Source organism: Streptomyces shinuiensis (assembly GCF_043660855.1).
In the GTDB taxonomy this organism is placed as follows: domain Bacteria; phylum Actinomycetota; class Actinomycetes; order Streptomycetales; family Streptomycetaceae; genus Streptomyces.
On sequence record NZ_JBIHML010000001.1, the window covers coordinates 200,930 to 223,670 of the forward strand.

Sequence of the window (22,741 nt, forward strand, 5' to 3'; positions counted from 1 at the left end):
AGACCCCTTTCGGGGCGTTCGGGTGGCCCGTACCGGCCGTCACAGCCATCCGTTGCGGCGGAAGGCCCGGTACAGGAAGCCGGAGGCGGCGGCCATCGCGGCCACGGCCAGCGGATAGCCGAAGTCCCATTCCAGTTCCGGCATGTGCTCGAAGTTCATGCCGTACAGGCCGGCGACCATGGTGGGGATCGCGAGGATCGCCGCCCATGCCGAGATGCGGCGCATGTCGTCGTTCTGCCAGGTGCCCACCCTGGCCAAGTGGGCGTCGAGCACGGAGTTGAGCAGCTCGTCCAGGGACCGGACCTCGGTGTCGGTGCGGTGCAGGTGGTCGGCCACGTCCCGGAAGTAGGGCAGCGCCCCCTGCGGCCACCGCGACCGCGGCTCGGCGGCGAACTCCTGCGCCACCGGGACCAGGGGCCGGACGGCGTCGCGGAACTCCAGGACCTCCCGTTTGAGCGAGTAGATCTCCTCGGTCAGGTCGTCGCGGGAGGGGGAGAAGACGCAGCGCTCCAACCGGGTGAGGTCGTTGCGCACCCTGCCGGCGGCGTCGCCGTAGGCGTCCACCACCACGTCCAGGACGGCGTGCAGGACCGAGGCGGGGCCGAAACGCAGCGTCGCCGGGCCGGCGGCCAGCCGGCGGGCGGCCTCGGCGGCCGGGTCGGCCGGCCCGTGGCGGACGGTCATCACGAAGCGGGGGCCGAGGAAGACCATCACCTCCCCCGTCTCCACTTCCCCCGTCTCCGCCTCCGGCCCCTTCCCGATGTACCACAGCGTCCTCAGCGCCACCGCGTGCACATCACCGTACCGCTCGTGCTTGGGGCGCTGGCGCGCGTGGACCGCGTCCTCCACCGCCAGCGGGTGCAGCCCCAGCTCGGCGGTCAGCTCGGCCACCTCGCGCCCGGTGGGGGAGTCAAGGCGCACCCAGCCGAACTCCCCCTCACCCAGATCGCGCAGGTGCTTGAGCACCTTCCGCCCCGCTTCGTCGGGCCGCTCGCAGCCGACCCGCCGGGCCGTGCCGTCCTCTTCCCGGTAAATCACGCACTCCATGTCACACGGATGCTTCACCCGCCTCGTTCCATGCGTGGCCGCCCCACGGCTCCGGCACCCGCACCGCCTCGCGGGCCCTGCCGAACACCGCCGCGACACGGGCGGCCGAGGTGCCCGGGCCGGTGGGCCCGTGAGGGAGGCGCGGCGGCCCTCCCACCGGGCGGCGCAGCTCGGACTCCGTGTAGCGTCGGCATCCCTGGTGCCAGACGAGGATGCCAGCCATCCAGTGCTGGAGCTCCCGCGCGTAGCCTGTGAGCGTGGCGCGGACCTCGGCGTCGAGGGCGAGGTCCTCGAACATCCGGGGCAGCTCGGTGGAGACGACGCGCTCGAACTCCCGCATCCGGGAGTCGACCAGATCCCCGACGATCTTCAGGGCCTCGGCGGTGCCGCAGTCGAAGAAGTTCCGCACGACGAACACGCAGTTGTGGATCTCGCCCTCGAACTCGATCTCCTTCCGGTAGGAGAACAGGTCGTTGAGCAGGCCCGCGTAGTCCCCCGCCGCGTGCTCCATCGCCATGACCGGACGGGTCCGGTAGATCTCGGCCGGCACCGTTCTGCCGTGGGAGAGCCTGGACAGGCTCATCGTGAACTCCGCGCCGAACGTCTTCCTGCGCATCTCCACGTAGTCGACCGGGTCCGGGACCCGGTGCGCCGCCTGGTTGGCGAGCTCCCACAGCCAGCTGCCGGTCATCTCCTCGATGGTGCCGCGGAAGGCGTGGCGGGCGTCCACGGCCATCGGGCCCGTCGTTCGGGCCCACAGGTCGGCCAGGCCCCGTTCCAGCGCGTTCTCCGGCGCCGGGATGTCACCGGAATCCACCGGCATGAAGGAAGACAGACGCGCGGTGCACACCTTGGCGCCCGCCATGTCGCCGGTGCGTCCGAAGACGACCGGGTAGTAGTCGTCGCCGTAGGTGCCCCAGGTGAGCCAGCCCGTGGTCAGGTCCAGTTGCACGGGCGAGGCGTCGGGGTGGATCCCGGCCGAGCAGAGGGCGAAATCGAAGGCCCGCAGCTTGTGCTCGTCCCAGATGCCGGAGAAGGGGACACCGGGCACGGCGTCCAGCATCCCCATCCGGTCCGCCCAGCCCACGACGTTCTCACGGGAAGCCTCCAGATGAGGGCTGAGCCGGGCGGTGTACGGCATGCGCGGCTTGGGCACGCGCACCGGCCCGACCCTCTCGTACGGAGGGTACGCATGGCTTCTGAGTCTGGCCGGCAGGGTGGACGCCACCGAGGCTGCGATGCGGGCGGCCGAGGTGCCCGGGCCGGTGGGCCCGTGAGGGAGGCCCGCCCCGCCCGGCAAGGGGGCGCCGCGCTCACCGGCCGGGCCGTCGTTCATGTAACGACTGGAGCGCATGTGCCACTCGTGGCCGCCCGCCTGCCAGTCCTGGAGGCCCTTGGCGTACGCGAGTACGCAGGCGCGGGACGTGTGGTCCAGACCGTGTTCGGCGAACAACGGCGGCAGTTCGGTGAGGACCGTGTGCTCGAACTGGTGGAGCCGGGAGGTGATCAGGTCGTTGACGGCGTCGGCGGCCTGCTGGGTGCCGCAGCCGAGGAACGTCTCGAAGACCAGGACGCCGTTGGAGAGTTCGCCCTCGTCCTCGACCTCACGCCGGTAGGAGAACAGGTCGTTGCGCAGGTGCACCGCGTCGGAGAAGGCGTCCCTGAGCACCCGGACCGGGCGGCTCGCCGCGACCGCCCCGGGCACCTCGGCTTCCGCCGCGAACTCCACCAGGCCCGCCGACCAGGGAGCACCGCCGACCTTGCGGCGCATCTCGATGTACTCCAGGGGGTTGGCGATCCGCCCCTCGCTGATGTTGGCCAGCTCCCACATGCTCTCCTCGAGCAGATGGCGGGTGGCCTGCGCGAACCGGCGGCGCCAGCCTTCCGACATGGCCGGGACCGTACGGGTCCACAGGTCGGCCAGCCCCCGCCCCACCGCGTTCTCCGGCGCGCCGGGGATGTCGGCGCCCCGGGCCGTCCCGCCGGGGCCGACCGGCATGAAGGCCCGCAGCCTCTCCAGGTACTCCCTGGCACCCGCGGTGTCCCGGTCGCGTTTGAAGCTCTCCAGGAAGTGGTCGTCGAAGAAGAACACCCATACATACCAGTCGGTCACCGTGGCCAGCCGATCGGCGGACGCGTCCGGGTGGGTGTACGCGCACAGCAGGGCGTAGTCATGGGAGTCGTAGTCGTCCTCGTCCCAGATCCCGGAGCCCTCGATCATCCCCATCCGCCGGGCCCACTGCTTGGAGTGTGTCCTGGCCGACTCCAGGTGGGGGTTCAGCCGCGCCGGGTACGGCTCGTAGAAGTCCGGCAGTTCGAAGGGCCGCGGCATGCGCGCCTCGCTCTCCCCGTGTCGTCCCGGAACGCCCCTCACTCCCCTTCGCGGGCGATCTCGACGTTCTCCAGGACGCCGAGCGCGTCGGGCACGAGCACCGCGGCGGAGTAGTAGGCCGTGACGAGGTAGGAGATGATCGCCTTCTCGTCGATGCCCATGAACCTCACCGACAGGCCGGGCTCGTACTCGTCGGGGATCCCGGTCTGGTGCAGGCCGATGACGCCCTGGTCGTCCTCCCCCGTACGCATGACGATGACGGAGCTGGTGCGCTCTTTGGTCACGGGGATCTTGTTGCACGGCAGGATCGGCACGCCCCGCCAGGCCGGGACGTGGTTGCCCATCAGGTCCACGTGGTCGGGATAGAGGCCGCGGGCGTTCATCTCGCGGCCGATGGCGGCGATGGTTCGCGGGTGGGCCAGGAGGAATTTCGAGCCGCGGCGGCGGCTGAGCAGCTCGTCCAGGTCGTCCGGGGTCGGCGGTCCGGAGTGGGTCTGGATCCGCTGGCTGTACTCGGCGTTGTGCAGCAGGCCGAACTCGGGGTTGTTGATCAGCTCGTGCTCCTGCCGCTCGCGCAGCGCCTCGACGGTGAGCCGCAACTGCTGTTCGGTCTGGTTCATCGGCTTGTTGTAGAGGTCCGCCACGCGGGTGTGGACGCGCAGCACGGTCTGGGCGACGCTGAGTTCGTACTCGCGCGGACGGAGTTCGTAGTCCACGAACGTACCGGGCAGTTCGGGCTCTCCGCTGTGGCCGGACGCCACGGCGATCTCGGCCTCGCCCCGTTCGTTCTGCCGCTGCCGGGGGAGGGCGGCGAACTGCGCGACGTGGTCACGCAGGGCGGTCGAGCTCTCCATGACGGAGGTGAACTCCCGCCGCTGCAGGGTGAGGAGGGTGCCACCGGTCACGGCCTTGGCGGTGTACTCCCAGACCGCCTCGCCGTCGAGCAGGCCCTGCTCGCCGAAACGGTCCCCGTCGCCGAGCACGCCCAGGCGGGTGGGCTCGCCGTACGGGCCGCTGCCGGTCTTCAGCACCTTGCCGTGCGCGATCAGGCAGATGTGGTCGGCCGCGGCGCCCTCCTCCGCGAGCACCTCGCCCGCCTCGAATTCGCGCTGGACGAAGCGGTTGGCCAGGGCCGTCAGCACACCCACGTCCCCGAAGCCGCGCAGTACCGCGAGTTCGCCCAGCTCCCGCGGGATGACCTGGACTCGGGAGCCGGTCTTCACGAACTCGATGCGGCCGTCACCGACTGTGTAGGTCAGGCGGCGGTTGACACGGTAGACACCGCCCTCGGTCTGCACCCAGGGGAGTACCTTGAGCAGCCAGCGCGAGGTGATCCCCTGCATCTGGGGGACGGACTTGGTGGTGGTGGCGAGGTTCCGCGCGGCGGCGGTGCCGAGGCTGTGGCTCTGGTCCTGCCGCGCTTCACCGGCTGCTTCTACCGACATCGGCCGTGTCTCCTTCGGGTGGGCGTGTGCGGGGTACGGCATACGGCGAGGGCCCGGCTCCCCGGCGTGGGGACGCGGGACCCTCGGTGGTCGAGCAGCACGCTAGGCGGGCACCGGGGGCGGGGACCATGGCGGTCCGGTTCTTCCCACACCATCGGATGCTCTTGACCGCCAGGTGTTTAGCGATCTTGAATCCGGGGCCGCGGTCTCGCCCCGGTCGGGTCTCCAGACCCGTCCCCGGTGTCCTGCGCCGAGATCGGTGGTGCACCACCGGCCGTCGTACGGCGGGGCCGGAAAGGGACCTGGCCGGGGCCGGGAGGAAGGCCGTGGAGCGCCTGCGCGAGCCGACCGCGCACAGCGCGCCCGGCCGTGCGCGCTATGCGCCCCGGCCCCTTCCGGGCACTTCGGGGCCGGAGGCGTCCGTCATCTCCCCTTCCGGCGCCGGAAGCCCCATCGGGTTGGGGAACCGCAGCGCCGCGGCGCTCGCGCGGGCCAGGGGGGTGAGCAGCCGGCGCAGCCGGTCCCGCGCGGCCCCGTCCAGCCCCTGCCAGGGACGCGCGGCGGCACGGTCGGTCGCCTCCTCGACGGCGCGGTGGGCCCGCCGCCCCTCCGTCGTCGCCCCGCCCCCGGGGTCCAGCAGACCCCGGGCGGCCAGCCGGCGCCCGGCGGCCAGCCACGCGTCGTCGCTCCAGCCCCGGTAGGGCTGGAGCTCGGCGCGGGGGAGGTCGATGCCCGCCCGCAGGACGAGGATCTCGCAGCCGTCGAACCCCGCGGCGACCAGGGCTGCGGCATGTCCGTCACCGCGGTGCTCGCGCAGTACGGTCGCCACGTGCCACAGGCGCTCCACCGGGTCCGGCGGGACGGACAGCGCCCGGTTGGCCGCGGCCAGCACCCGCCCGGCGCAGTCCAGATCCCGGACCACGGGCAGCAGGAGGCCGGCTGCCTCCTGCGCCTCACGGCCGTACCCGGACAGCAGGCGCCGCAGCGCCGCACCGGCTCCGGTCCGCCGCGCCTCCAGGGCTCGTTCGGGCGTCACCGCCCCCCAGAGACCGGGCAGGGCCCGGGCGACCATGGCCGGGGCGAAGCCGAAGAACGCGGCCGTGGCCGGTTCCGGCCCGGTCTCCCCCAGCGGCGCGGCGCGTCCGGCGAAGTAGCCGCGCCAGAAGCCGCGCAGCCCCGCGTCCTCGAATGCCTGCCGGGCCTCCGGCGCGAAGTAGGTCACCGCGTGGAGCGGTTCGAGCAGGGCCCACAGCGCGCGTGCGGTGTGCGGCGGGTCCTCCACCCCCCTCCTCTCCCCTCCCCTTCCACGGCCCACCGGGTGTTGCTTCCCGCCCGGCGGCCGGTTCATCGGGCACCCCGGTGCCCTGTTCCGCCTTGCCCGGCCCGGAAACCGACTCCTTGTCATGGTTACCCGCCATGGGCTCCCCGTCCCGGGAAGAACGCCCGCACTCACGGGATCGAACGTCTGGTCAGGCCACATGATCGTGGCTACGCTCCTGCGTGGCCACCGGCCCCCGGTGGCCAACGCGGCCCCGTGTCCTGCTCGGGCGCCGTACCGTGCATGTACCCGAACACCCGAACACCTGAACACCTGCGAGGAAAGGAATCGGCGGCGCCGGAGCGCCCCCGGTTCAATTCAACGCGCGTCGACCGGCGTCGTCACCCGACGGTCCGGTCGGCCGGACCGTCCCCCGGCCGGACCCCACCGGTCCGCCTCGGGAGTTCGATCAGCGACTCGTGCCGGCTTCGATCGTCGGCGCCCGGGAGGCTGTGTGAGGCACGACAACGGCAGGAACGAGGAGAGCGGCGGGAGGATCCCGGACGACGGGACGGGGGCGGTGTTCACGGAGGTGGACGCGATCCGCCGGGAGCTGCCGGACCGCTCGTCGTTCCGCGAGAGGGACACGCTCAAGGTCCTGGCCGAACGGATCGAGGGATCCCCGGAACTGTCCCGCAGGCCCGTGGTGCGGGCCCTCCTGGAGGACATCGGCTCCTTCGCCCCCGGCGACCGGCTGGACGCCGTCAAGGGCCACATCAACGGCCGCCGCGACAACCACCTCTTCTCACTCTTCGACGCCTCGTACTTCCCCAAGCTGTCGCTGGACTACCTCACCTACGAGGAACTGCCCGCCGATCCCCACCTGGCCGAGCGCTACGCCAGTCCGACTGCACCGGTCGTCATCACCGGTCGGTCGCAGGGCTTCACCTCGCGCGTGGTGGTGGCGCTCTTCCCGGAGAACCACATCGACGGCCTCCAGCGGCCGGACGACCTGATCTTCTACTTCATCGACAAGTTCGTCGAACGGCACAACCGCATCACCCGGAAGATGATCGACGCCGTGATGGCCGAGAACAGCTTCCCGCGCCTCCGGGGCGCGCCGGACGGGCGGATACGGCAGGCCTCGTCCTGGTGGGTTCGGCTGCACGAGTACCACCACCGGCAGGGCGACATGCCCATCCCCGAGTTCCTCCCGGCCAAGAAGTACAAGCCGCTGGCGGGCCTGGAGGAGCTGCGCGTGGACGTCTCCGCCATGCTGGCCCTGCTGAACGACCGCGCACTGCCGCGCGAGGAGGCGCACACCGCCTACGAGTACATCCTGGCGGAGCGGCTGCTGCGCTACGCCGTGGAGGGCATCCCGCGTCCCAACTACGACGCGGTGGCCTCCCAGTTGCTCTTCGGCTACCTGAGCGAGCACGGCGGCATCCGCCTCAGGGACGGCGTGATCGAACTCGGTGCGGCGGTCCCCACGGCCCTGGCCGAGTTCCTCGGCGAGATCCAGCGCATCGAGGCCGCGATCCACCGGGAGCCGGTGGAGGCCGTCCGCAAGCGGCTGCTGGAGTTCACCAACCGGTACACCGACTACGACCCGGTGGCCCGGGACTACCGGTACGTGCCGTTCTTCTCCGAGGTGAAGAAGCGGCTGGGCGTCTAGGCCCGGCCCCGGCCACCGAGACCCGGCTCCCCCGGCGGGCCCTGCGGTGGGACCCTGCGCCGTCCGTGTCCGAGCACCCCCTCCCGTGCACCACTCGTACACCACCCGTCGGACCCCCTGGAGTGATCGTGACCATTGCCCCGGAGTTCTCGCCCGCCGACCGCGGCACGCTCGACGAGCGGATCGAGGAGGAGATCGACAAGGCGCGCCTGCGGCGCGCGGACAACGGCTTCTTCGGCACCGCGCGGAGCGTCGAGGCCGTCAGCCCGCAGGCCGGGCTCGCCGTCGCCGAGTGGTGGCGCGCGATGACCAAGGGCTTCATGTTCACCACCCTGGCCGGGCTGGGGGTGATGGCCCGCTCCTTCGCGGGCGAGAACCCCTCCCGCGAGGTCCTGGGCGCCTTCCAGACGGTGTACCAGGTCATCGGCGACGACCTGGACAACGCGGCCCCGGAGTTCCGTGCGGTGGCGCCGCGCGGGCCGGCCGGCATCCACTACGTGTGGTGGGAGGACACCGTCATCGCCCCGCTGCTGCCGCATGTGTCCGAGGACGGGCGGCGGGCCGCCGCCGAGCTCCCCGCCCCCGTGCGGGATCTGCTGGAGAACATGGACCGCCTGGCGGCCTCGCCGCTGGGCGCGGCGGTGCAACTGCGGGTCGTGGAGACCATCGCCCTGGACATCGCGGTGGGCTTCCGCCGCATGTACGCCAAGGTCCTGGCCGACGGCCAGCAGATCTTCACCGAGAAGGACCAGTTCGCCTGGATCGACGCCCACATCAAGGCGGAGACCGTCCACGCCCAGCAGGTCAGCGACGACGAGACCGGTATGACGAGCCTGGTCGACGACGGCGCGCGGGCGGCCGAGTTCGTGGAGCTGGTCAGCGAGTACGCGGGCAACTGGTCCCGCGCGCTGGAGTGCTTCGGGGACCGCGTGGCCCAGGGGGCCTGAGCGGCCCGGAGAGGGGCAGTGCGCCGTGCCGGTCCCCCGGACCCGGGAGGACCGGCACGGCGCCCGGCAGCAGCCAACCGTCCGGCCCGGGAGTGGTGCATGGAGATCGTGGACAGATACGGCCTGTCGCTCGCTCTGATCGAGCCGCACGAGCTGGCCGCCGAGCCCTGGACCGCGGCGGCCGGGCGGGCCGCGGACGCAGGCGTGGATGTGGATGTGGATGTGGTCAGGATGGAGTGCCCGCCCGCCGGGCTGTGGGACGAGCTGGCCGGGCGGGGCTTCCTGCGCAAGCCCGCCACCATCACCTGGGTGGCCGAACTGGGCTCCGGAGAGGAGGAGTTCCTGGCCCGGCTGGACACCAAGGCGCGGCAGGACGTACGGCGCGCCCGGCGCCGGGCTCAGGCGGCCGGGCTGCGCGAGGTGGTCGAGGAACCGGTGTCGGAGCGGACTCTGGAGGCGTTCCTCGCCCTCTACGAGGAACGTGTGGCCCGGATGCGCTTCGGCGTCCCCTTCGCCCTCGGGTACCGGGACGCCGTGCTGCACGGACCGGAGAAGTTCTGCGGGGTCTTCGCGTACGCCGGGGACGAGCTGGCCGGCGGCTGCCTGGTACTGGAGCCGCCCGGGAGGGACGCCGCGGTGGTGCGCTTCTCCGCGGTCAGTGCCGAGTGGCGCAGGCACAGTCTGGCCCGCGCCCTGTACTTCTCCGCGATGCGGGTCGCGCGAGCCAAGGGCTACACCCGGGTGACGCTGGGGAACGAGCCGAACCTGCTGGGCCACCTCACCCGGCCGGGCCTTTTCCACTTCAAGACCGGTATGGGTTTCAGGGCTGTCCCCTCCCAGCAGTTCGGCGACCCGGACGGCCACGACGAGGCGGACCTCGTGCGCTCCCTGCGCACCCTGGGCGACCCCGCCCTCGTCCTGGCCTACGCCGGCCCCGGAACGGACCCGGAGCATCCGCTCGCGGCACGTCTGATCAGCGGCTCCCCGGTTTCCACCGCGCCGTACCGGGCGCCGTTCCTGGCGGAGGTGACCCGGTCCGCCCCCCGCTCCGGGAGGCGGACCGGTGCCTGAGCCGACACCTCCGCCGGGCTCGTCCCTAGGCCACGGGGACGGCGCGGGCGGTCACCCGGTCCGGGTCTCCGCCGAGCACGGACTCGCGCACCAGTGCGTTGATCTCGTGCGGCGTGCCGAGCGGTATCTCGCCGGCCTCGTCCAGGCGGCGCGTCTGCCCGTCGGTGAGCGCGATGTCGAGCGCCGCGAGGTAGTCCTCGAGCTGGGCGGCGCTGCGCGGGCCGATGACGGGGACGAGCGCGGTGGTGGAGCGCGCGGCGCGGGCACGCAGCCAGGCGAGCGCGATCCGGGCGGGCGGGGTGCCCGCCTCGTCGGCCACCTCCCGTACGGCGCCGACGACGGCCGCGATCCGGTCGGTGTTGTTCCGGGGGTGGCGGCGCTTCTCGTCACTGACCCAGCCGGCCTCGGTGCGGCGGTACTTGCCGGTCAGAAGCCCGCCGCCCAGCGGCGACCACAGGGCCGCCCCGAGGCCGAGCCCCTCGGCCATGGGCAGCAGCTCACGCTCGGCGGTGCGGTTGACCAGGCTGTACTCGGTCTGGATGCCGATGACCGGCGACCAGCCGCGCAGTTCGGCGATGGTGACGGCGCGGGAGGTGCGCCAGGCGGGGAAGTTCGACAGCCCGGCGTAGAGGATCTTGCCGCTGCGCACCAGGTGGTCGACGGCGGCCAGGATCTCCTCGGTGGGGGTGAGGGTGTCGGGGAAGTGGGCCCAGTACAGGTCGATGTGGTCGGTGTTCAGGCGGCGCAGGCTGCCCTCGACCGAGCGGATCATGTTCTTGCGGCTGTTGCCGGTGTCGGAGATCCCCGGATTCCGGGAGTCCCCACCGCTGTACTTCGAGGCCAGGACGAAGTGGTCCCGGTCGGTGGCGAGGAACTCGCCCAGCAGGCGTTCGGCCTGGCCGAAGTGGTAGCAGTCGGCGGTGTCTACCAGGGTGCCGCCGGCCTCGGCGAAGCGCTCGAAGATCTCGCGGGCCTCCTCCCGCTCGGCGCCGTCGCCCCGTCTGCTCCACATCAGGTCGGCGCCGCCGGGGTTGCTGCCGTAGGCGGCGCCGAAGTTGGCGGTGCCAAGGGCGAACTCCGAGACCCGCAGTCCCGTGTTCCGTCCGAAGGTCGTGTAGCGCATGACTCTCCCGGTGCTCGGTGTCGTACGGCCGGCGCTCCGGACGGCGGCCGGAGCGGGGTTCGGCGGTCCGCCGTCAGACGGAGGGGCCCTCCTGGACCTTCCGCTCCACCCAGTCGTAGACGCCGCCCAGCACCTGTCGGTGCTGTTCCGCGCCCAGGACGCTCAGAAAACCGGGAACGGGATTGACCTCGAGAATCATGTAACCGCCCTCATGGGGAAGTACGTCGAGTCCCGAGAGGGTCATTCCCAGGGTCCGGGCGGCGCGGACCGACAGGTCGACCAGTTCGTCCGGCGCGTCGATCCTCTCGAAACTCGCGCCTTCCAACGTCTTGCAGCGCCAGGAACCGACGGGAGGGAGCTTGAGCATGTTTATCGGCGTGACATCGCCTGCCACGCTGATACGGTATTCACCGCCCTCGGTCGGGTAGTACGGCTGGCAGAGGACGGTGGGGGAGCGCGTCAGCAGGCCCTCTGCCAATTCTTTCTGCTTCCCGAAATCACGGATGCGTTCGACATCCTGCCCTCGGTATCCGTAGGAGGGTTTGATGATGATGTCGCCCCACTCCTCGAAAGCTGTCTCCACATCCGTGAGCGACACCGCCGAGCGCATCGGCGGGACAGGCAGTCCGGCGGCGGCCAGTTTCTGCGCCATAAGGAACTTGCTGTAGCCCGTCAGCCATACGCCCACAGGGTCGAACAGCATCGGACCTGGGACGTTGCTCAACATGGCCAGTCGCTCGACCCGGTCGCGCCAATCGTCTCCGTAGAGTTTCGAGCGGTTGATCACCGCGTCGAAAGAAGCGGCCGGCTCCCCCTTCAGCGTCAACTCGACCCCCTGCGGGCCGGGGCGGTACGTAATTTCCTCGAGCGTGAAGAAGAAGGTCTCATGACCGCGCTCCCGCCCGTATTCGACCAGACTCGTTCCATCAGGGTCGATCCCGGAATAGTCCCACCCGAGCAGGCCAATTTTCACGGTGCCTCCAGAAGCGCTCGTGTGCGCTGCGGACAGTATCGGACGCACGGCGCAGCCTGACTCTGCCACTTCCCATCCGTCAAGGCAACAAATCCTCTGACACAGGGAAAGCCCGTTGCTCCCCGATAGGCCGCCATGCCCGCTCCTGTCGCTTTTGCGGCACGTTTAAGCGAATTACGTGACCGCCGAACAGAATGTTATTCGAAGGGGGTACCGCGACCCCTGCCCGGTCCTCTAGGCTCGGCGGCCGGATTCGTGCTCGAGTACGAGAGGGACCACTTGTGGGCGACTGGGAGACGCTGGTCAGGCCGAAACCCGAGCAGGCCGCCGGGTACCGGGCCGCGGGCTGGTGGCGCGAGGAGACGTTCCTCGACGACCTCGACGAGGCGGCGCGCCTCAGGGGCGAGCACCCCGCGATCATCGCCTACGAGGGCCGGGACCACTCGCGCACCATCGGCTACGCCGAGCTCCGGCGCCTGGTCGAGCGCTTCGCCGCCGCCCTGGCCGAACTCGGCGTGGGACGCGGGGACGTGGTCGCCCTCTACCTGCCGAACCGCTGGATGCTCACCCCCCTGTACCTGGCGTGCCACCGTGTCGGTGCCGTCGGCTGCCCGGTCATCCCCGCGCTCGACGTACGGGAGCTGTCGGACGTGCTCACCCGCAGCGCGGCGAAGGTCTGCGTGACCGCCGACCGCATCGACGGGACTGACTACGGCGCCCGTCTGGCCGAGGCCGCGCCCGGCTCCCTCAAGCACCGGGTGGTCGTCGGCGACGCCGCCGCGACCGGCGCGGTCGACTTCGAGGAATTCTTCGTCCGCACGCCCTGGGAGGAGCGCCGCACCGTCGGGGAGGCCGACCGGCTGGGGCCCGACGACCCGTCGCTGCTGCTGTACACCTCGGGCACCACCGGCCGGATGAAGGGCGTGGTGCACAGTCAGAACACCCTGTACGCGGCCGTGCTGGCGGTCTCCGTACCGCACCGGCTCACCACGGACGACGTCATCTCCATCCCCAACTACGCCACCCACATGGCCGGGCTGACCTACGCCTGCTACATGCCGCTGCTGCTGCGCGCCACCTGCGTGATGCAGGAGGCGGGCCGCGACATGGAGCTGCTGCTGGACCTGACGTCCAGGCACCGGGTCACCTGGGCGTACGTGCCGCCGGCGTTCCTGGTGTCGATGCTGGAGGCGCAGCGCGAGAAGCCGCGCGACACCTCCAGCGTGAGGCAGGTCGTCTCCGGCTCGGCGCCGATCGCGCCCCGGCTGATCGCCGAGATGCGGGAGGTCTTCGGCATCCCGGTGCGCGCCCTGTGGGGCATGACGGAGAACGGCGCGGTCACCGTCACCCGTGCGGACGACCCGGAGGGCTGGGCGGCGCACAGCGACGGGCGCCCCGAGCCGTCGATGGAGATACGCGTCGACACCGGGCCCGGCGACGACACCGGCCGGCTGCTGGTGCGCGGCGCCTCCCAGTGCCTGGGCTACCTCGGCCAGCGCGAGGTCTACGAGGCATGCCTGGACGAGGAGGGCTGGTTCGACACCACCGACCTGGCCCGCGACGACGGGCGCGGCGGCATCCGCATCACCGGCCGCACCGTCGACCAGATCATCCGGGCCAACGGTATGAAGGTCTCCACCCTGTACGTGGAGTCCGTGCTGGTGCGGCACCCCCTGGTCAAGGAGGCCGCCCTGGTGGGCTACCCGGACCCGGAGGTGCCCGGCGCGGAACTGGTGTGCGCCGTGGTGGTGCCGGGCGAGGAGCCGCCCACCCTCGGGGCGCTGCACGCACTGCTGGCCGAGGAGAAGGTGGCCGAGGTCCTGTGGCCGGACCGGGTGCAGTTCGTGTGGGAGCTGCCCAGGAACTCGCTGGGCAAGATCCTGCGCCACCCGCTGCGCCGCCGTCTGGAGATCGAGCACGAACGCGCCGCGCGCCGATGACCGCGCCCCCGCAGGCCGCGGCGGACACCCCGGAGCGCGGGCGGACACCCCGCCGACGGCCGGCCGCGCTGGCGGTGATCTCCGCGGCGCAGCTGATGTTCCTGCTGGACGCCACCATCGTCAACGTCGCGCTGCCGAGCATCCAGCGCTCCCTGGAACTGGACGGCGCGGGGCTGGAGTGGGTCGTCGCCTCGTACTCCATCGCCTTCGGCGGTCTGCTGATGCTGGGCGGGCGGGCCGGGGACATCCTGGGTCGGCGGCGGATGTTCGCGGCCGGACTGACGCTGTTCACCTGTGCTTCGCTGCTGGGCGGCCTCGCCTCCGAACCGTGGCTGCTGGTGGCGTGCCGCGCAGCGCAGGGCGCGGGCGCCGCCGCGGCCTCGCCCGCCGCGCTGTCGCTGATCGCCGTGACGTTCCCGCAGGGGCCGGAACGCGACCGGGCGATCGGCTGGTACACGGCCGTCGCCACGGCCGGCGGCGGCCTCGGTCTGCTGGCGGGCGGCGTGATCACCGCCTGGCTCTCCTGGCGCTGGGTGATGTTCGTCAACGTGCCGATCGGGGTGGTGCTCCTGGCCGTCACCCGCTGGGTGCTGCCCGGGACGCCCCGGCGACACGGGGTGTTCGACGCCTCCGGCGCCGTCACCGGCACCCTGGCGGCGCTGCTGCTGGTGTACGGACTGGTCTCCGCCTCCTCCGGGCACGGCGGCCGGACGCGGCCGGAGGTGCTCGTCGCACTGGGCGCCGCGGCCGTGCTGCTGGCGATCTTCGTGGCGGTCGAGCGGCGCGGGACGCAACCGCTGGTCCCGCTGCGGCTGTTCACCGGCGGGCGGCGGGCGGGCGTCCACGCGGTGCTGGCGCTGACCAGCACCGCCATGTTCGGCGTATTCTTCTTCCTCACCCTCTTCCTCAGCCGGGTGTGGGGGTACAGCGCCCTGCGGATCGCGGTCGTCTACCTCCCGCTGACCTGCCTGCTGGTCGCCGGGGCCAGGGTCGGCCCGCGTCTGGTGGCCCTGCTGGGGGCCCGTGCGCTGGTGTGCTGCGGTCTGCTGACCGCCGCGGCCGGAATGGCGTGGCTGTCGCGCATCGGGGAGTCCGGCGGCTACGCCGCCGGGATGCTCGTGCCGACCGTGCTGGTCTACGCGGGGCTCGGAGTCACCGGCGTCCCCCTGACCCTGGCCGCCCTGGCGGACGTGGCCGACGAGGACTCCGGCGCCGCGTCGGGCCTGCTCACCATGGCACGGCAGATCGGCGGTGCGACGGGGCTGGCCGTACTCGGCGCCGTCGTCTGGGGGGCGGCCGGCGCCGCCGGGCACACGGGAGCCAAGGCCTCGGGCGCGGCGCTGTCCTCGGGGATCGCCCACGGCTTCCTCGCGGCGGCCGCGGTCACCGCGCTGTCGCTGCTGCCGGCGGCCGTCTCCGTGCCCGGGAAACCGTCCTCGAACACCCCGAGCGCCGCAGGACCGGACGAGGGGTGATCGGTGTGGACGACTTCCTGGTGATCGGCGGCGGCATCGCGGGCGCCGCGGCCGGCTGGTTCCTCGCCCGGCACGGCCGGGTGACGCTGCTGGAGGCCGAAGGCGTACCGGGTGCGCACTCGACCGGGCGGTCCGCCGCGGTGTTCTCCGAGTACTACGGCGGCCCGGCGGTGCGGGCCCTGACCGCGGCCGCCCGCGCCTTCTACACCGGGCCCCCCGAGGGCTTCTCCCCCACCGCCTTGCTGCGCCCGCGCGGCGTCCTGGCCCTGGAGACCCCGGGGGGCCCCGGCCTGTTCGAGCAGGCCCTGGCGGCGGGGGCGGACGCTCCCGAACCGGCCGTCGAGATCGACCGGTCCCGTGCCCTGGGGCTGTGTCCGGTGCTGCGTCCGGAGTCCTTCGGCCGGGTCCTGTACCGGCCGGGGGTGTGCGACATCGACGTGGACGCCGCTCACCAGGGCTTCCTGCGCGGTCTGCGCGCGGCGGGCGGAACCGTCGTGACCGGGGCCCGGGCCGGCTCCCTGGAGCGGCGGCGGGGCCGCTGGTACGCGGCCACGACGGCCGGGGAGTTCTCCGCTCCGGTCGTGGTCGACGCCGCCGGGGCCTGGGCCGACGAGGTGGCCCGGCTGGCGGGCGCGGCACCGGCGGGACTGGTGCCGCGCCGCCGCACCGCCGCCGTCGCCGAGCTGCCGCCCGGTCTCGACGTGTCGGGCTGGCCGATGGTCTGCGACGTGGCGGACACCTTCTACGCCAGACCGGAGTCGGGTGGGCTGCTGCTGTCCCCGGTGGACTCGGCCCCCGCCCCGCCCGGCGACGTACGGCCCGACGACCTCGACGTGGCCGTCGCCGTCCACCGCTTCGAGGCGGTGGCCGCCCTCCGCGTCCGGCGCATCAGGCACGCCTGGGCCGGACTGCGGACCTCGCCCGGCGACGACGTGCCCGTCATCGGCCCGGACCCCGGCGTACCCGGATTCCACTGGCTCGCCGGGCTGGGCGGATACGGGATCCAGACAGCCCCCGCGGCGGGCTCCCTGCTCGCCGCCCTCGCCGTGGGGGACAGGCCGCCACCCGCGCTCGCCCCCCTGGTCCCGGACCTGACCCCCCGTCCGTGACCCGCACGGCTCCCCTCCAGCGCGCCGTCCCGTCACCAGCAGGGAGTGCACAGATATGTCGACAGATACGTCGGACAACCTCCGGCTTTCCGCCGGCGACAGCGTCGACCACGGTCCCTACCGGCCCGTGACCGCGCTCATCGAGGAACAGACCGACCGGACCCCCGACCGCCCCGCCCTGATCTGGCGGGGGGCGCGGGAGGAGAGGACCCTGACGTACGCGGAGTTCGACGCGCTCGCCAACGGGCTCGCCGAGCGGTTGTCGGCGGCCGGTGCGGGCCCCGGCTCGGTGGTGCCCGTGGTGGTGGGCAACAGCGTCGAACTTCCCCTGTGCATGATGGCGTTGATGAAGACCGGCGCGGCGTTCGCGCTGTGCGACCCGGTGTGGCCGGAGGAGCGGCTGCGCTCGGTGCTGAGGACGCTGGACCCGCCGCTCGTCCTGACCTCCGGGCCGCCGGTGTGCGCCGGCCGGCCGGCGACGGTCGTACGTGCGGCCGGGATCGCGCCGAGCACCGAGCGTCCCGGCGTCCCGCCCGGCCCCGGCGACATCGCCTACGGGGTGTTCACCTCCGGCACGACCGGCGACCCCAAGTGCGCCCTCAACCTGCACGGCGGCCTGGCCAACCGGTTCCGCTTCATGACCCGCCACTTCCGCGCCACCGGGCGGGAGGTGGTGCTCCAGAACAGCCGCCACACCTTCGACTCGGCCATCTGGCAGTTGCTGTGGCCGCTGACCACCGGCGGGCGGGCGGTCGTCCCCGAGCAAGGCGAGTTCCTCGACCTGGAGCGGACGGTGGAGACCATCGACCGCCACCGGGTCACGGTCACCGACTTCGTCCCGGCGATCCTGGGCATGCTCGTGGCCCTGCTGGAGTCCGACCCCGCGGCCGTGCGCGGGGTCTCCTCCCTGCGGCATCTGGTGGTCGGCGGCGAGGAGATCGTGCCGCGCGCCGTCCACCGGCTGCGGGAGATGGTCCCCGGCCTGGAGATCGACAACGGGTACGGGCCCTCGGAGACCGCCATCGGCATGGTCTTCCACCGCGTCCGGGGCGACGAGGGCGACCACATACCGCTCGGACGTCCCATCGACAACTGCCACGCCCTCGTCGTCGACGACACGCTGCGGCCCCTGCCCGCGGGCGCCACCGGCGAGATCCTGGTCGGCGGCGCCTGTGTGGGGGCGGGCTATCTGGGCGATCCGGGGCGCACCGAGCGCGCGTTCGTGCCCAATCCCTTTCCCTCCGTCCCCGGCGAGCGGCTGTACCGCACCGGTGATCTGGGCTGGTACGACGAGCGGGGGCTGCTGCGCTTCGCCGGGCGGCGCGACCGGCAGGCCAAGGTGGACGGGGTTCGCGTCGAGCCGGCCGAGATCGAGACCGCCGCCGAGGGCTGCCGCGGTGTCGTCCAGGCCAAGGCCATGACGGTGCGGCGGGCCGGGCGCACCCGGCTGGTGGTCGCGGCGGCGGCCGAGCCGGGCACCACTCCGGCGGCGCTCCGCGCCCATCTGTCGTCCGTGCTGCCCCGCATCCAGGTGCCGCGCCACTGCTTCGTGCTCCAGGCCCTGCCGCTGACGGACAACGGCAAGGTGGACCTGTGCGCGCTGCGCGCGATCGTGGAGGACAAGCTGGAGTCCGGGGCGAGACCGGCCGTGCGCGGGCGGGCGGACGCACGGACCCCCGCCCAGCGCATCGCGTACGTGATGGGCTCGGTGCTCGGCCTGCCCGACTTCCGGACCGGCGACGACTTCCTGGCGCGCGGCGGCGACTCGCTGTCCGCCATGAGCGCGACGCTGCGCATCCGGGAGTCCGTGGGCGCCTCTGTGAGCCTGTCCGACGTCTACGAGCACCGCACGCCCGAGCGGCTCGCCGCGATCCTGGGCGGACCCGGCGCACACGGCGGCGGAAAGCCCGGGGCGCCCACCGGGAACGAGGCACGCTCGATGGAGCGCGACGCACGGCTCCCGGCGGACCTGACCCGCCTGGCGCGGGGGGCGGCGGGCGCGGACCCGGCCGCGCCGCCGCGCACCGTCCTGGTCACCGGGGCCACCGGCTTCGTCGGGACCCGGACCGTGCACCGGCTGGTGACGTCGACCGGGGCGCGCGCGGTGTGCCTGGTACGCGCCCGCGACGACGCGCACGCCCGGGAGCGGCTGGCGCGCGCCCTGCGCTCGCAGGGGTTGTGGGACGCGGACGTCGCCGCGCGTGTCGAGGCCCGCCGCGGCGACCTGGAACGGCCCCGCTTCGGCTGGCCGCGCCCGGAGTGGGAGCCCCTCACCGCCGAGTGCGACGCCGTGCTGCACATCGGAGGGCTGGTCAACTTCCTGCTGGACTACCGCTCCCACTGCCCGGCCAATGTCGCCGGCACGGCCGAGGTGCTGCGTTTCGCCCTGTCGGGGCGGCCCAAGCCGCTGCACCACATCTCCACCCTCGGCGTCCTGGACCGGCATGCGGCCGGTGCGGCGGAGCCGGTGGGCGAGGACTTCGACCCCCGTGACGCGGCCCTGCCGGCCAGCGGCTACAGCCGGTCCAAGTGGGTGGCCGAGCGCATGGTGCTCGCGGCGCGGAGGCTGGGCGCGCCGGTGGTGGTGCACCGGCTGGGCGAGGTGATGCCGGCGGCCGACAACGGCGTGCCCAATCCCGCGGCGCTCACCCACCTGCTGCTGTCCGCCTTCCTCCAGCTGGGCGTGCGGCCCGGTGTGCCGATGGTCTCCGACTACACACCCGTGGACGAGACGGCCGCCCGGCTGGTCGCCGCGCTCACCGAGCCGCCGCCCGGGCCGTCCGGCCACGGCGTTTACCACGTCTTCCGCCCCGGCGGTGTGGACTTCGCCGCACTCGATCTGGCCGCTCCGGGCGGTGCGCGCGCCCTGCGCACGGTGTCCGGGGAGGAGTTCGCGGCGGCACTGCGGGACGCGGCGGACCGCGACAGGGACTCGGCCGCGGCCGTGCTGCACGCCCTGCTGACGGCCCTGCCGTCGGCCGCGCCCGGCGGACCACCGGACTTCCGGCACCTGCTGTCGGACAATCCCGGCCTGTTCACCAGGGACGCGTGCGCCGCCCTCGACGCCCGCCACGGTCTGCGCCAGGGGCCGCTGGAGGCGGCGGTCGCCGCCTACCGCACCACGCTCACCGCCTGAACGGCGCGGCGGGCGGTCAGGCACCCGACACACACCGAAACACACCGAGAGATCCGAGAGAACGAACCGAAAGGACGACAGTGCACTACAGGAGCATGGGCCGGCTCGGCTGGGACGTCAGCGAGATCGGCTACGGCATGTGGGGCATCGGAGGCGGCCCCGGGGGCTTCACCGGCTGGGACTACGACACGGCGCCGGACTGCCTGGACCTGGCGGTCGAGCTCGGCTGCACGTTCTTCGACACCGCCTGGGTCTACGGCCGCGGTGTCAGCGAGCGGATGCTGGGCGACCTGCTGCGCAGGCACCCCGGCCGCCGGCTGTACGTCGCCACCAAGGTCCCGCCGCTGAACCGGCAGTGGCCGCCACGCCCCGGCGACACCCTCGACGACGTCTTCCCGCCCGGCCATGTGCGCGAGTACGTCCACCGCAGCCTGGAGAACCTCGGCACCGACCGCATCGACCTGCTGCAGTTCCACGTCTGGGAGGACCGGTGGAGCGATGACGAGCGCTGGCAGCGGGTGATCTCCGATCTCAAGGCCGAGGGCGTGGTCGAGGGGTTCGGCATCAGCGTCAACCGCTGGGAGCCGGAGAACTGCCTGCGGGCGATCGACACCGGCCTGGTCGACGTCGTCCAGGTCATCCACAACATCTTCGACCAGGCCCCCGAGGACGAGCTGTTCGAACGCGCGCTGCTCGACGACATCGGCATCATCGCCCGCGTCCCCTTCGACGAGGGCGGTCTCACCGGAAAGCTCACCCACGACACCGTCTTCCCCGAGGAGGACTGGCGGGCGGTCTACTTCGGCCCCGAGAACCTGGGCCGGACGGTCGAACGCGCCGAGCGGCTGAAGAAGGTGCTGCCCGAGGGCATGACACTGCCCGAGCTGTCGCTGCGCTTCATCCTCCATCACCCGGCCGTCAGCACCGTCATCCCCGGCATGCGCAGACCGGAGCACGTCCGCGCCAACCTGGCCGTCTCCGACGGCCGGCGGCTGGACCGCGCCCTGCTCGACGAGTTGCGCGGCCACCGCTGGGACCGCCGCCCGACGGAGTGGTCGATGTGACCGTCATAGCCATGTGGGCGCACCCCCGGGCGGTCTCCACCGCCTTCCTGCGCATGATGGCCGAACGCGGCGACGTGACCGTGGTGCACGAGCCGCTGGTGCTGCTCACCGACCACGGCGAGGTGTCCGTACCCGCCCCGGACGGGGGCACGGTCGTGCTCCGCTCCCCCGGCGATCTGCTGGCCCACCTCGCGGCGCTGGGCGAGGAGCGGCCGGTGTTCTTCAAGGACACCCTGGAGTACCACCACCAGTACCTGTTCGACCATCCGGAACGGATCGCAGACTTCCGGCACACCTTCATCGTCCGCGATCCGGCGCGCGCCATCGCCTCGCACCACGCGGTCAAACCCGAGGTGACCTGCTCCGAGATCGGCTACGAGCACCAGTGGGGCCTGTTCGAACTCGCCTGGAAGACCACCGGCGAGCGCCCGGTGGTGATCCGCGCCGAACGGCTGCTGGCCGATCCGGCGGAGGTGGTCTCGGCGTACTGCGAGCGGGTCGGACTGCCCCACGTCCCCGAGGCCCTGAACTGGCGGCCGGGCGAGCGCGCCGAGTGGCGGCCGAACCGGCGCTGGCACCTGGACGTCATGGCCAGCTCGGCCTTCCGGGCGCCGGAGCGGGAGTACGCCGTCACCGTCGACAACGACGAGCGGCTGCGCTCCTTCCACGAGCACCACCTGCCGTACTACGAACGGCTGATCGAGCACGCCCTGTGAGACGACCTGTGACACGCCCCGTGAACCCGGCGGACCCAGTAGCAGGAAGGACCGGACCATGAACGCCACCGCGACCGCCACCGAGCCGGGCGGCCCGCCGCCCGCCGCGACCGCGCCGGCCGCCGCACCCTCGCCGGGCGAGGAGTTCGCCCGGGCCTTCACCGAGTCGCCGGACAGGGCCGAGGTCCGCTTCGGCTTCACCGTCACCGACGCCTTCCGGCCGGGGAAGGAGAGGCACCGGCTGACGGCCCGCCACCTGTTCCGCAGGCAGCGGGCCGGCTCCGGCACGGTGCGCACCTGGTTCGAGACCAGGCCGCCCGGGGAGGCGCCGGTCCGCGAGGGCCGACTGCGCGAGGACTCGTTCCTGTTCGCCCAGGCCGACCACCACGTCGCACCGGTCACCGCCTGGGTGCAGATCCCCGACGGGCTCGCCGGGGACCCGGCGGCGCTGGCCGCCTTCGTGGACCGGCGGCTGATGGTCCGGCTGGGCACCGCGGAGAACCGGGCGCTCACCCATGACGTGCTGCGCCATCCGGACGTGGCGTCCCTGCCCTACCGGGGCTCGTACACCGCCGGTCTGCTCACCGCCTTCGACGAGATCGAGCAGACCGGCGGGACCGGGCACGCGGTGATGGTCAACCCCCGTGACTACTACGGGCAGTTGGTCGGCTCCGGCAGCCTGCTGGCCGACCTCGCCCGCGAGGGCGTCATGGTCTGCCGCCACCGGCAGGTGGCGCCCGGCTGCGCGCTGGTCGGCGACTTCGCCATGGCCGCCGTGCTCCTGGACGCCGAGCACTCGGTGATCAAGGTCGCGGAGCCGCCGCCGGGGATCTTCGACGAGCCCGGGGGCACGGCGGTGTGCGCGGTGGTCCACGAGTCCGTCGCCGTCCAGCTCCCGACCCACTTCTTCCACGTGGTGCCGGGCTGACCCGCGCAGGTGCGGGCAACTGACGGGCCGGCGCGTGCGCCGGCCCGTCAGGTCTCGGCCAGCCAGATGCTCAGGTTGAGCGCGGCGGCGAACGCCGTCCACAGCGGATAGGGCGCCAGCAGGTATCCCGCCACCGGGCGGACGCGGTGGAACGCCACCGCCGTCGCACCGGCGGCGGCGAGCAGCAGGCGGATGTCGGCGAAGGCGAGCCCGTACCGCCGGGCGCCGAAGAACGGCGGGATCCACACCGCGTCGAGCAGCAGTTGGACGCCCCACAGCCCCGGCTCGGCACGGGCCCGCACTCCCCCGGCGCACCAGACCGGCCAGGCGGAGACGCCGATGGGCGCGTGGAGCACCCCCACACCGGGCCGAAGAGCCAGGGCGGCGGCGCCCGGGCGGGACGGTCCAGGGACTCGTAGACGCTGCCGGCGTTCGCGGAGGCGACGGCTCCCACCGCCGCGGCGGTGGAGGCGAGACCGGTGAACAGCACCAGGGACGGCCA

At 72.8% G+C, this 22,741-nt stretch carries 16 protein-coding genes and 1 pseudogene; 10 read left to right on the forward strand and 7 right to left on the reverse strand.

Translation table 11 applies throughout. The features are described from left to right. Nucleotides 1–39 precede the first annotated feature (39 nt). The 4 genes from ACGRHY_RS00785 to ACGRHY_RS00800 all read right to left on the reverse strand — a co-directional run bounded on the left by ACGRHY_RS00785 (nucleotide 40) and on the right by ACGRHY_RS00800 (nucleotide 6,106). The gene (locus ACGRHY_RS00785; RefSeq protein WP_394633442.1) at nucleotides 40–1,047 is read right to left on the reverse strand and encodes a magnesium and cobalt transport protein CorA; all 1,008 of its coding nucleotides are present in this window, start codon (nucleotides 1,045–1,047) and stop codon (nucleotides 40–42) included. 1 nt (nucleotide 1,048) lies between these two features. Next, nucleotides 1,049–3,379, reverse strand: a complete 2,331-nt coding sequence (locus tag ACGRHY_RS00790; protein ID WP_394633443.1) for a terpene synthase family protein — start codon at nucleotides 3,377–3,379, stop codon at nucleotides 1,049–1,051. A 38-nt stretch (nucleotides 3,380–3,417) separates the two neighbouring features. Beyond that, entirely contained in the window at nucleotides 3,418–4,824 is a 1,407-nt protein-coding gene (locus ACGRHY_RS00795; RefSeq protein WP_394633444.1) for a family 2B encapsulin nanocompartment shell protein, read from the reverse strand. A 376-nt stretch (nucleotides 4,825–5,200) separates the two neighbouring features. Then, nucleotides 5,201–6,106, reverse strand: coding sequence for an SCO6745 family protein (locus tag ACGRHY_RS00800; protein WP_394633445.1), 906 nt, complete (start codon nucleotides 6,104–6,106; stop codon nucleotides 5,201–5,203). A gap of 490 nt (nucleotides 6,107–6,596) precedes the next feature. Here ACGRHY_RS00800 and ACGRHY_RS00805 point away from each other — a divergent pair, with 490 nt between their 5' ends. The 3 genes from ACGRHY_RS00805 (at nucleotide 6,597) to ACGRHY_RS00815 (ending at nucleotide 9,775) form a co-directional block, all read left to right on the forward strand. Beyond that, nucleotides 6,597–7,757, forward strand: coding sequence for a DUF6421 family protein (locus ACGRHY_RS00805; RefSeq protein ID WP_394633446.1), 1,161 nt, complete (start codon nucleotides 6,597–6,599; stop codon nucleotides 7,755–7,757). 128 nt (nucleotides 7,758–7,885) lie between these two features. After that, nucleotides 7,886–8,704, forward strand: coding sequence for a DUF6202 family protein (locus tag ACGRHY_RS00810; RefSeq protein WP_394633447.1), 819 nt, complete (start codon nucleotides 7,886–7,888; stop codon nucleotides 8,702–8,704). Nucleotides 8,705–8,803: 99 nt separating this feature from the next. Further along, complete coding sequence (locus ACGRHY_RS00815) at nucleotides 8,804–9,775, forward strand: GNAT family N-acetyltransferase (protein WP_394633448.1); 972 nt, start codon at nucleotides 8,804–8,806, stop codon at nucleotides 9,773–9,775. Nucleotides 9,776–9,800: 25 nt separating this feature from the next. Here ACGRHY_RS00815 and ACGRHY_RS00820 read toward each other — a convergent pair whose 3' ends face one another. Together ACGRHY_RS00820 and ACGRHY_RS00825 are read right to left on the reverse strand one after the other, a co-directional pair. Beyond that, complete coding sequence (locus tag ACGRHY_RS00820; RefSeq protein ID WP_394633449.1) at nucleotides 9,801–10,898, reverse strand: aldo/keto reductase; 1,098 nt, start codon at nucleotides 10,896–10,898, stop codon at nucleotides 9,801–9,803. Nucleotides 10,899–10,971: 73 nt separating this feature from the next. Continuing rightward, a complete protein-coding gene (locus ACGRHY_RS00825) occupies nucleotides 10,972–11,871 on the reverse strand; it encodes an ATP-grasp domain-containing protein (protein ID WP_394633450.1) in 900 nt (299 codons plus the stop codon). Nucleotides 11,872–12,152: 281 nt separating this feature from the next. On the opposite strand from ACGRHY_RS00825, the gene ACGRHY_RS00830 reads away from it, so the two are divergent. The 7 genes from ACGRHY_RS00830 to ACGRHY_RS00860 all read left to right on the forward strand — a co-directional run bounded on the left by ACGRHY_RS00830 (nucleotide 12,153) and on the right by ACGRHY_RS00860 (nucleotide 22,239). Then, nucleotides 12,153–13,811, forward strand: coding sequence for an AMP-binding protein (locus ACGRHY_RS00830; RefSeq protein WP_394633451.1), 1,659 nt, complete (start codon nucleotides 12,153–12,155; stop codon nucleotides 13,809–13,811). Beyond that, nucleotides 13,808–15,286 (forward strand): MFS transporter, encoded by a 1,479-nt coding sequence (locus ACGRHY_RS00835; protein ID WP_394633452.1) that lies wholly within the window; start codon nucleotides 13,808–13,810, stop codon nucleotides 15,284–15,286. Before ACGRHY_RS00830 ends, ACGRHY_RS00835 begins: the two co-directional genes overlap by 4 nt. After that, nucleotides 15,283–16,395, forward strand: a complete 1,113-nt coding sequence (locus tag ACGRHY_RS00840; RefSeq protein WP_394633453.1) for an NAD(P)/FAD-dependent oxidoreductase — start codon at nucleotides 15,283–15,285, stop codon at nucleotides 16,393–16,395. The genes ACGRHY_RS00835 and ACGRHY_RS00840 overlap by 4 nt, the downstream gene beginning before the upstream one ends. A 55-nt stretch (nucleotides 16,396–16,450) precedes the next feature. Next, nucleotides 16,451–19,531, forward strand: coding sequence for a non-ribosomal peptide synthetase (locus tag ACGRHY_RS00845; protein ID WP_394633454.1), 3,081 nt, complete (start codon nucleotides 16,451–16,453; stop codon nucleotides 19,529–19,531). 80 nt (nucleotides 19,532–19,611) lie between these two features. Further along, the gene (locus tag ACGRHY_RS00850; RefSeq protein WP_394633455.1) at nucleotides 19,612–20,595 is read left to right on the forward strand and encodes an aldo/keto reductase; all 984 of its coding nucleotides are present in this window, start codon (nucleotides 19,612–19,614) and stop codon (nucleotides 20,593–20,595) included. Further along, on the forward strand, nucleotides 20,592–21,311 hold the full coding sequence (locus ACGRHY_RS00855; RefSeq protein WP_394633456.1) for a sulfotransferase-like domain-containing protein: 720 nt from the start codon (nucleotides 20,592–20,594) through the stop codon (nucleotides 21,309–21,311). The genes ACGRHY_RS00850 and ACGRHY_RS00855 overlap by 4 nt, the downstream gene beginning before the upstream one ends. Before the next feature lie 58 nt (nucleotides 21,312–21,369). Further along, nucleotides 21,370–22,239 carry a family 3 encapsulin nanocompartment shell protein gene (locus ACGRHY_RS00860; RefSeq protein ID WP_394633457.1) on the forward strand — a complete coding sequence of 290 codons (870 nt, stop codon included), beginning with the start codon at nucleotides 21,370–21,372 and terminating at the stop codon, nucleotides 22,237–22,239. Between the two features lie 47 nt (nucleotides 22,240–22,286). Here ACGRHY_RS00860 and ACGRHY_RS00865 read toward each other — a convergent pair. Then, nucleotides 22,287–22,729 (reverse strand): annotated as a pseudogene (locus ACGRHY_RS00865) (TspO/MBR family protein). Between the last annotated feature and the right edge of the window lie 12 nt (nucleotides 22,730–22,741).

What these genes read in the sequence shown, in the direction of transcription:
- ACGRHY_RS00815 (WP_394633448.1), top strand. Translation starts at nt 8,804, where the DNA reads ATGGAGATCGTGGACAGATACGGCCTGTCGCTCGCTCTGATCGAGCCG.
- ACGRHY_RS00835 (WP_394633452.1), top strand. Translation starts at nt 13,808, where the DNA reads ATGACCGCGCCCCCGCAGGCCGCGGCGGACACCCCGGAGCGCGGGCGG.
- ACGRHY_RS00845 (WP_394633454.1), top strand. Translation starts at nt 16,451, where the DNA reads ATGTCGACAGATACGTCGGACAACCTCCGGCTTTCCGCCGGCGACAGC.
- ACGRHY_RS00785 (WP_394633442.1), bottom strand. Translation starts at nt 1,047, where the DNA reads ATGGAGTGCGTGATTTACCGGGAAGAGGACGGCACGGCCCGGCGGGTC.
- ACGRHY_RS00790 (WP_394633443.1), bottom strand. Translation starts at nt 3,379, where the DNA reads ATGCCGCGGCCCTTCGAACTGCCGGACTTCTACGAGCCGTACCCGGCG.
- ACGRHY_RS00860 (WP_394633457.1), top strand. Translation starts at nt 21,370, where the DNA reads ATGAACGCCACCGCGACCGCCACCGAGCCGGGCGGCCCGCCGCCCGCC.
- ACGRHY_RS00820 (WP_394633449.1), bottom strand. Translation starts at nt 10,898, where the DNA reads ATGCGCTACACGACCTTCGGACGGAACACGGGACTGCGGGTCTCGGAG.
- ACGRHY_RS00795 (WP_394633444.1), bottom strand. Translation starts at nt 4,824, where the DNA reads ATGTCGGTAGAAGCAGCCGGTGAAGCGCGGCAGGACCAGAGCCACAGC.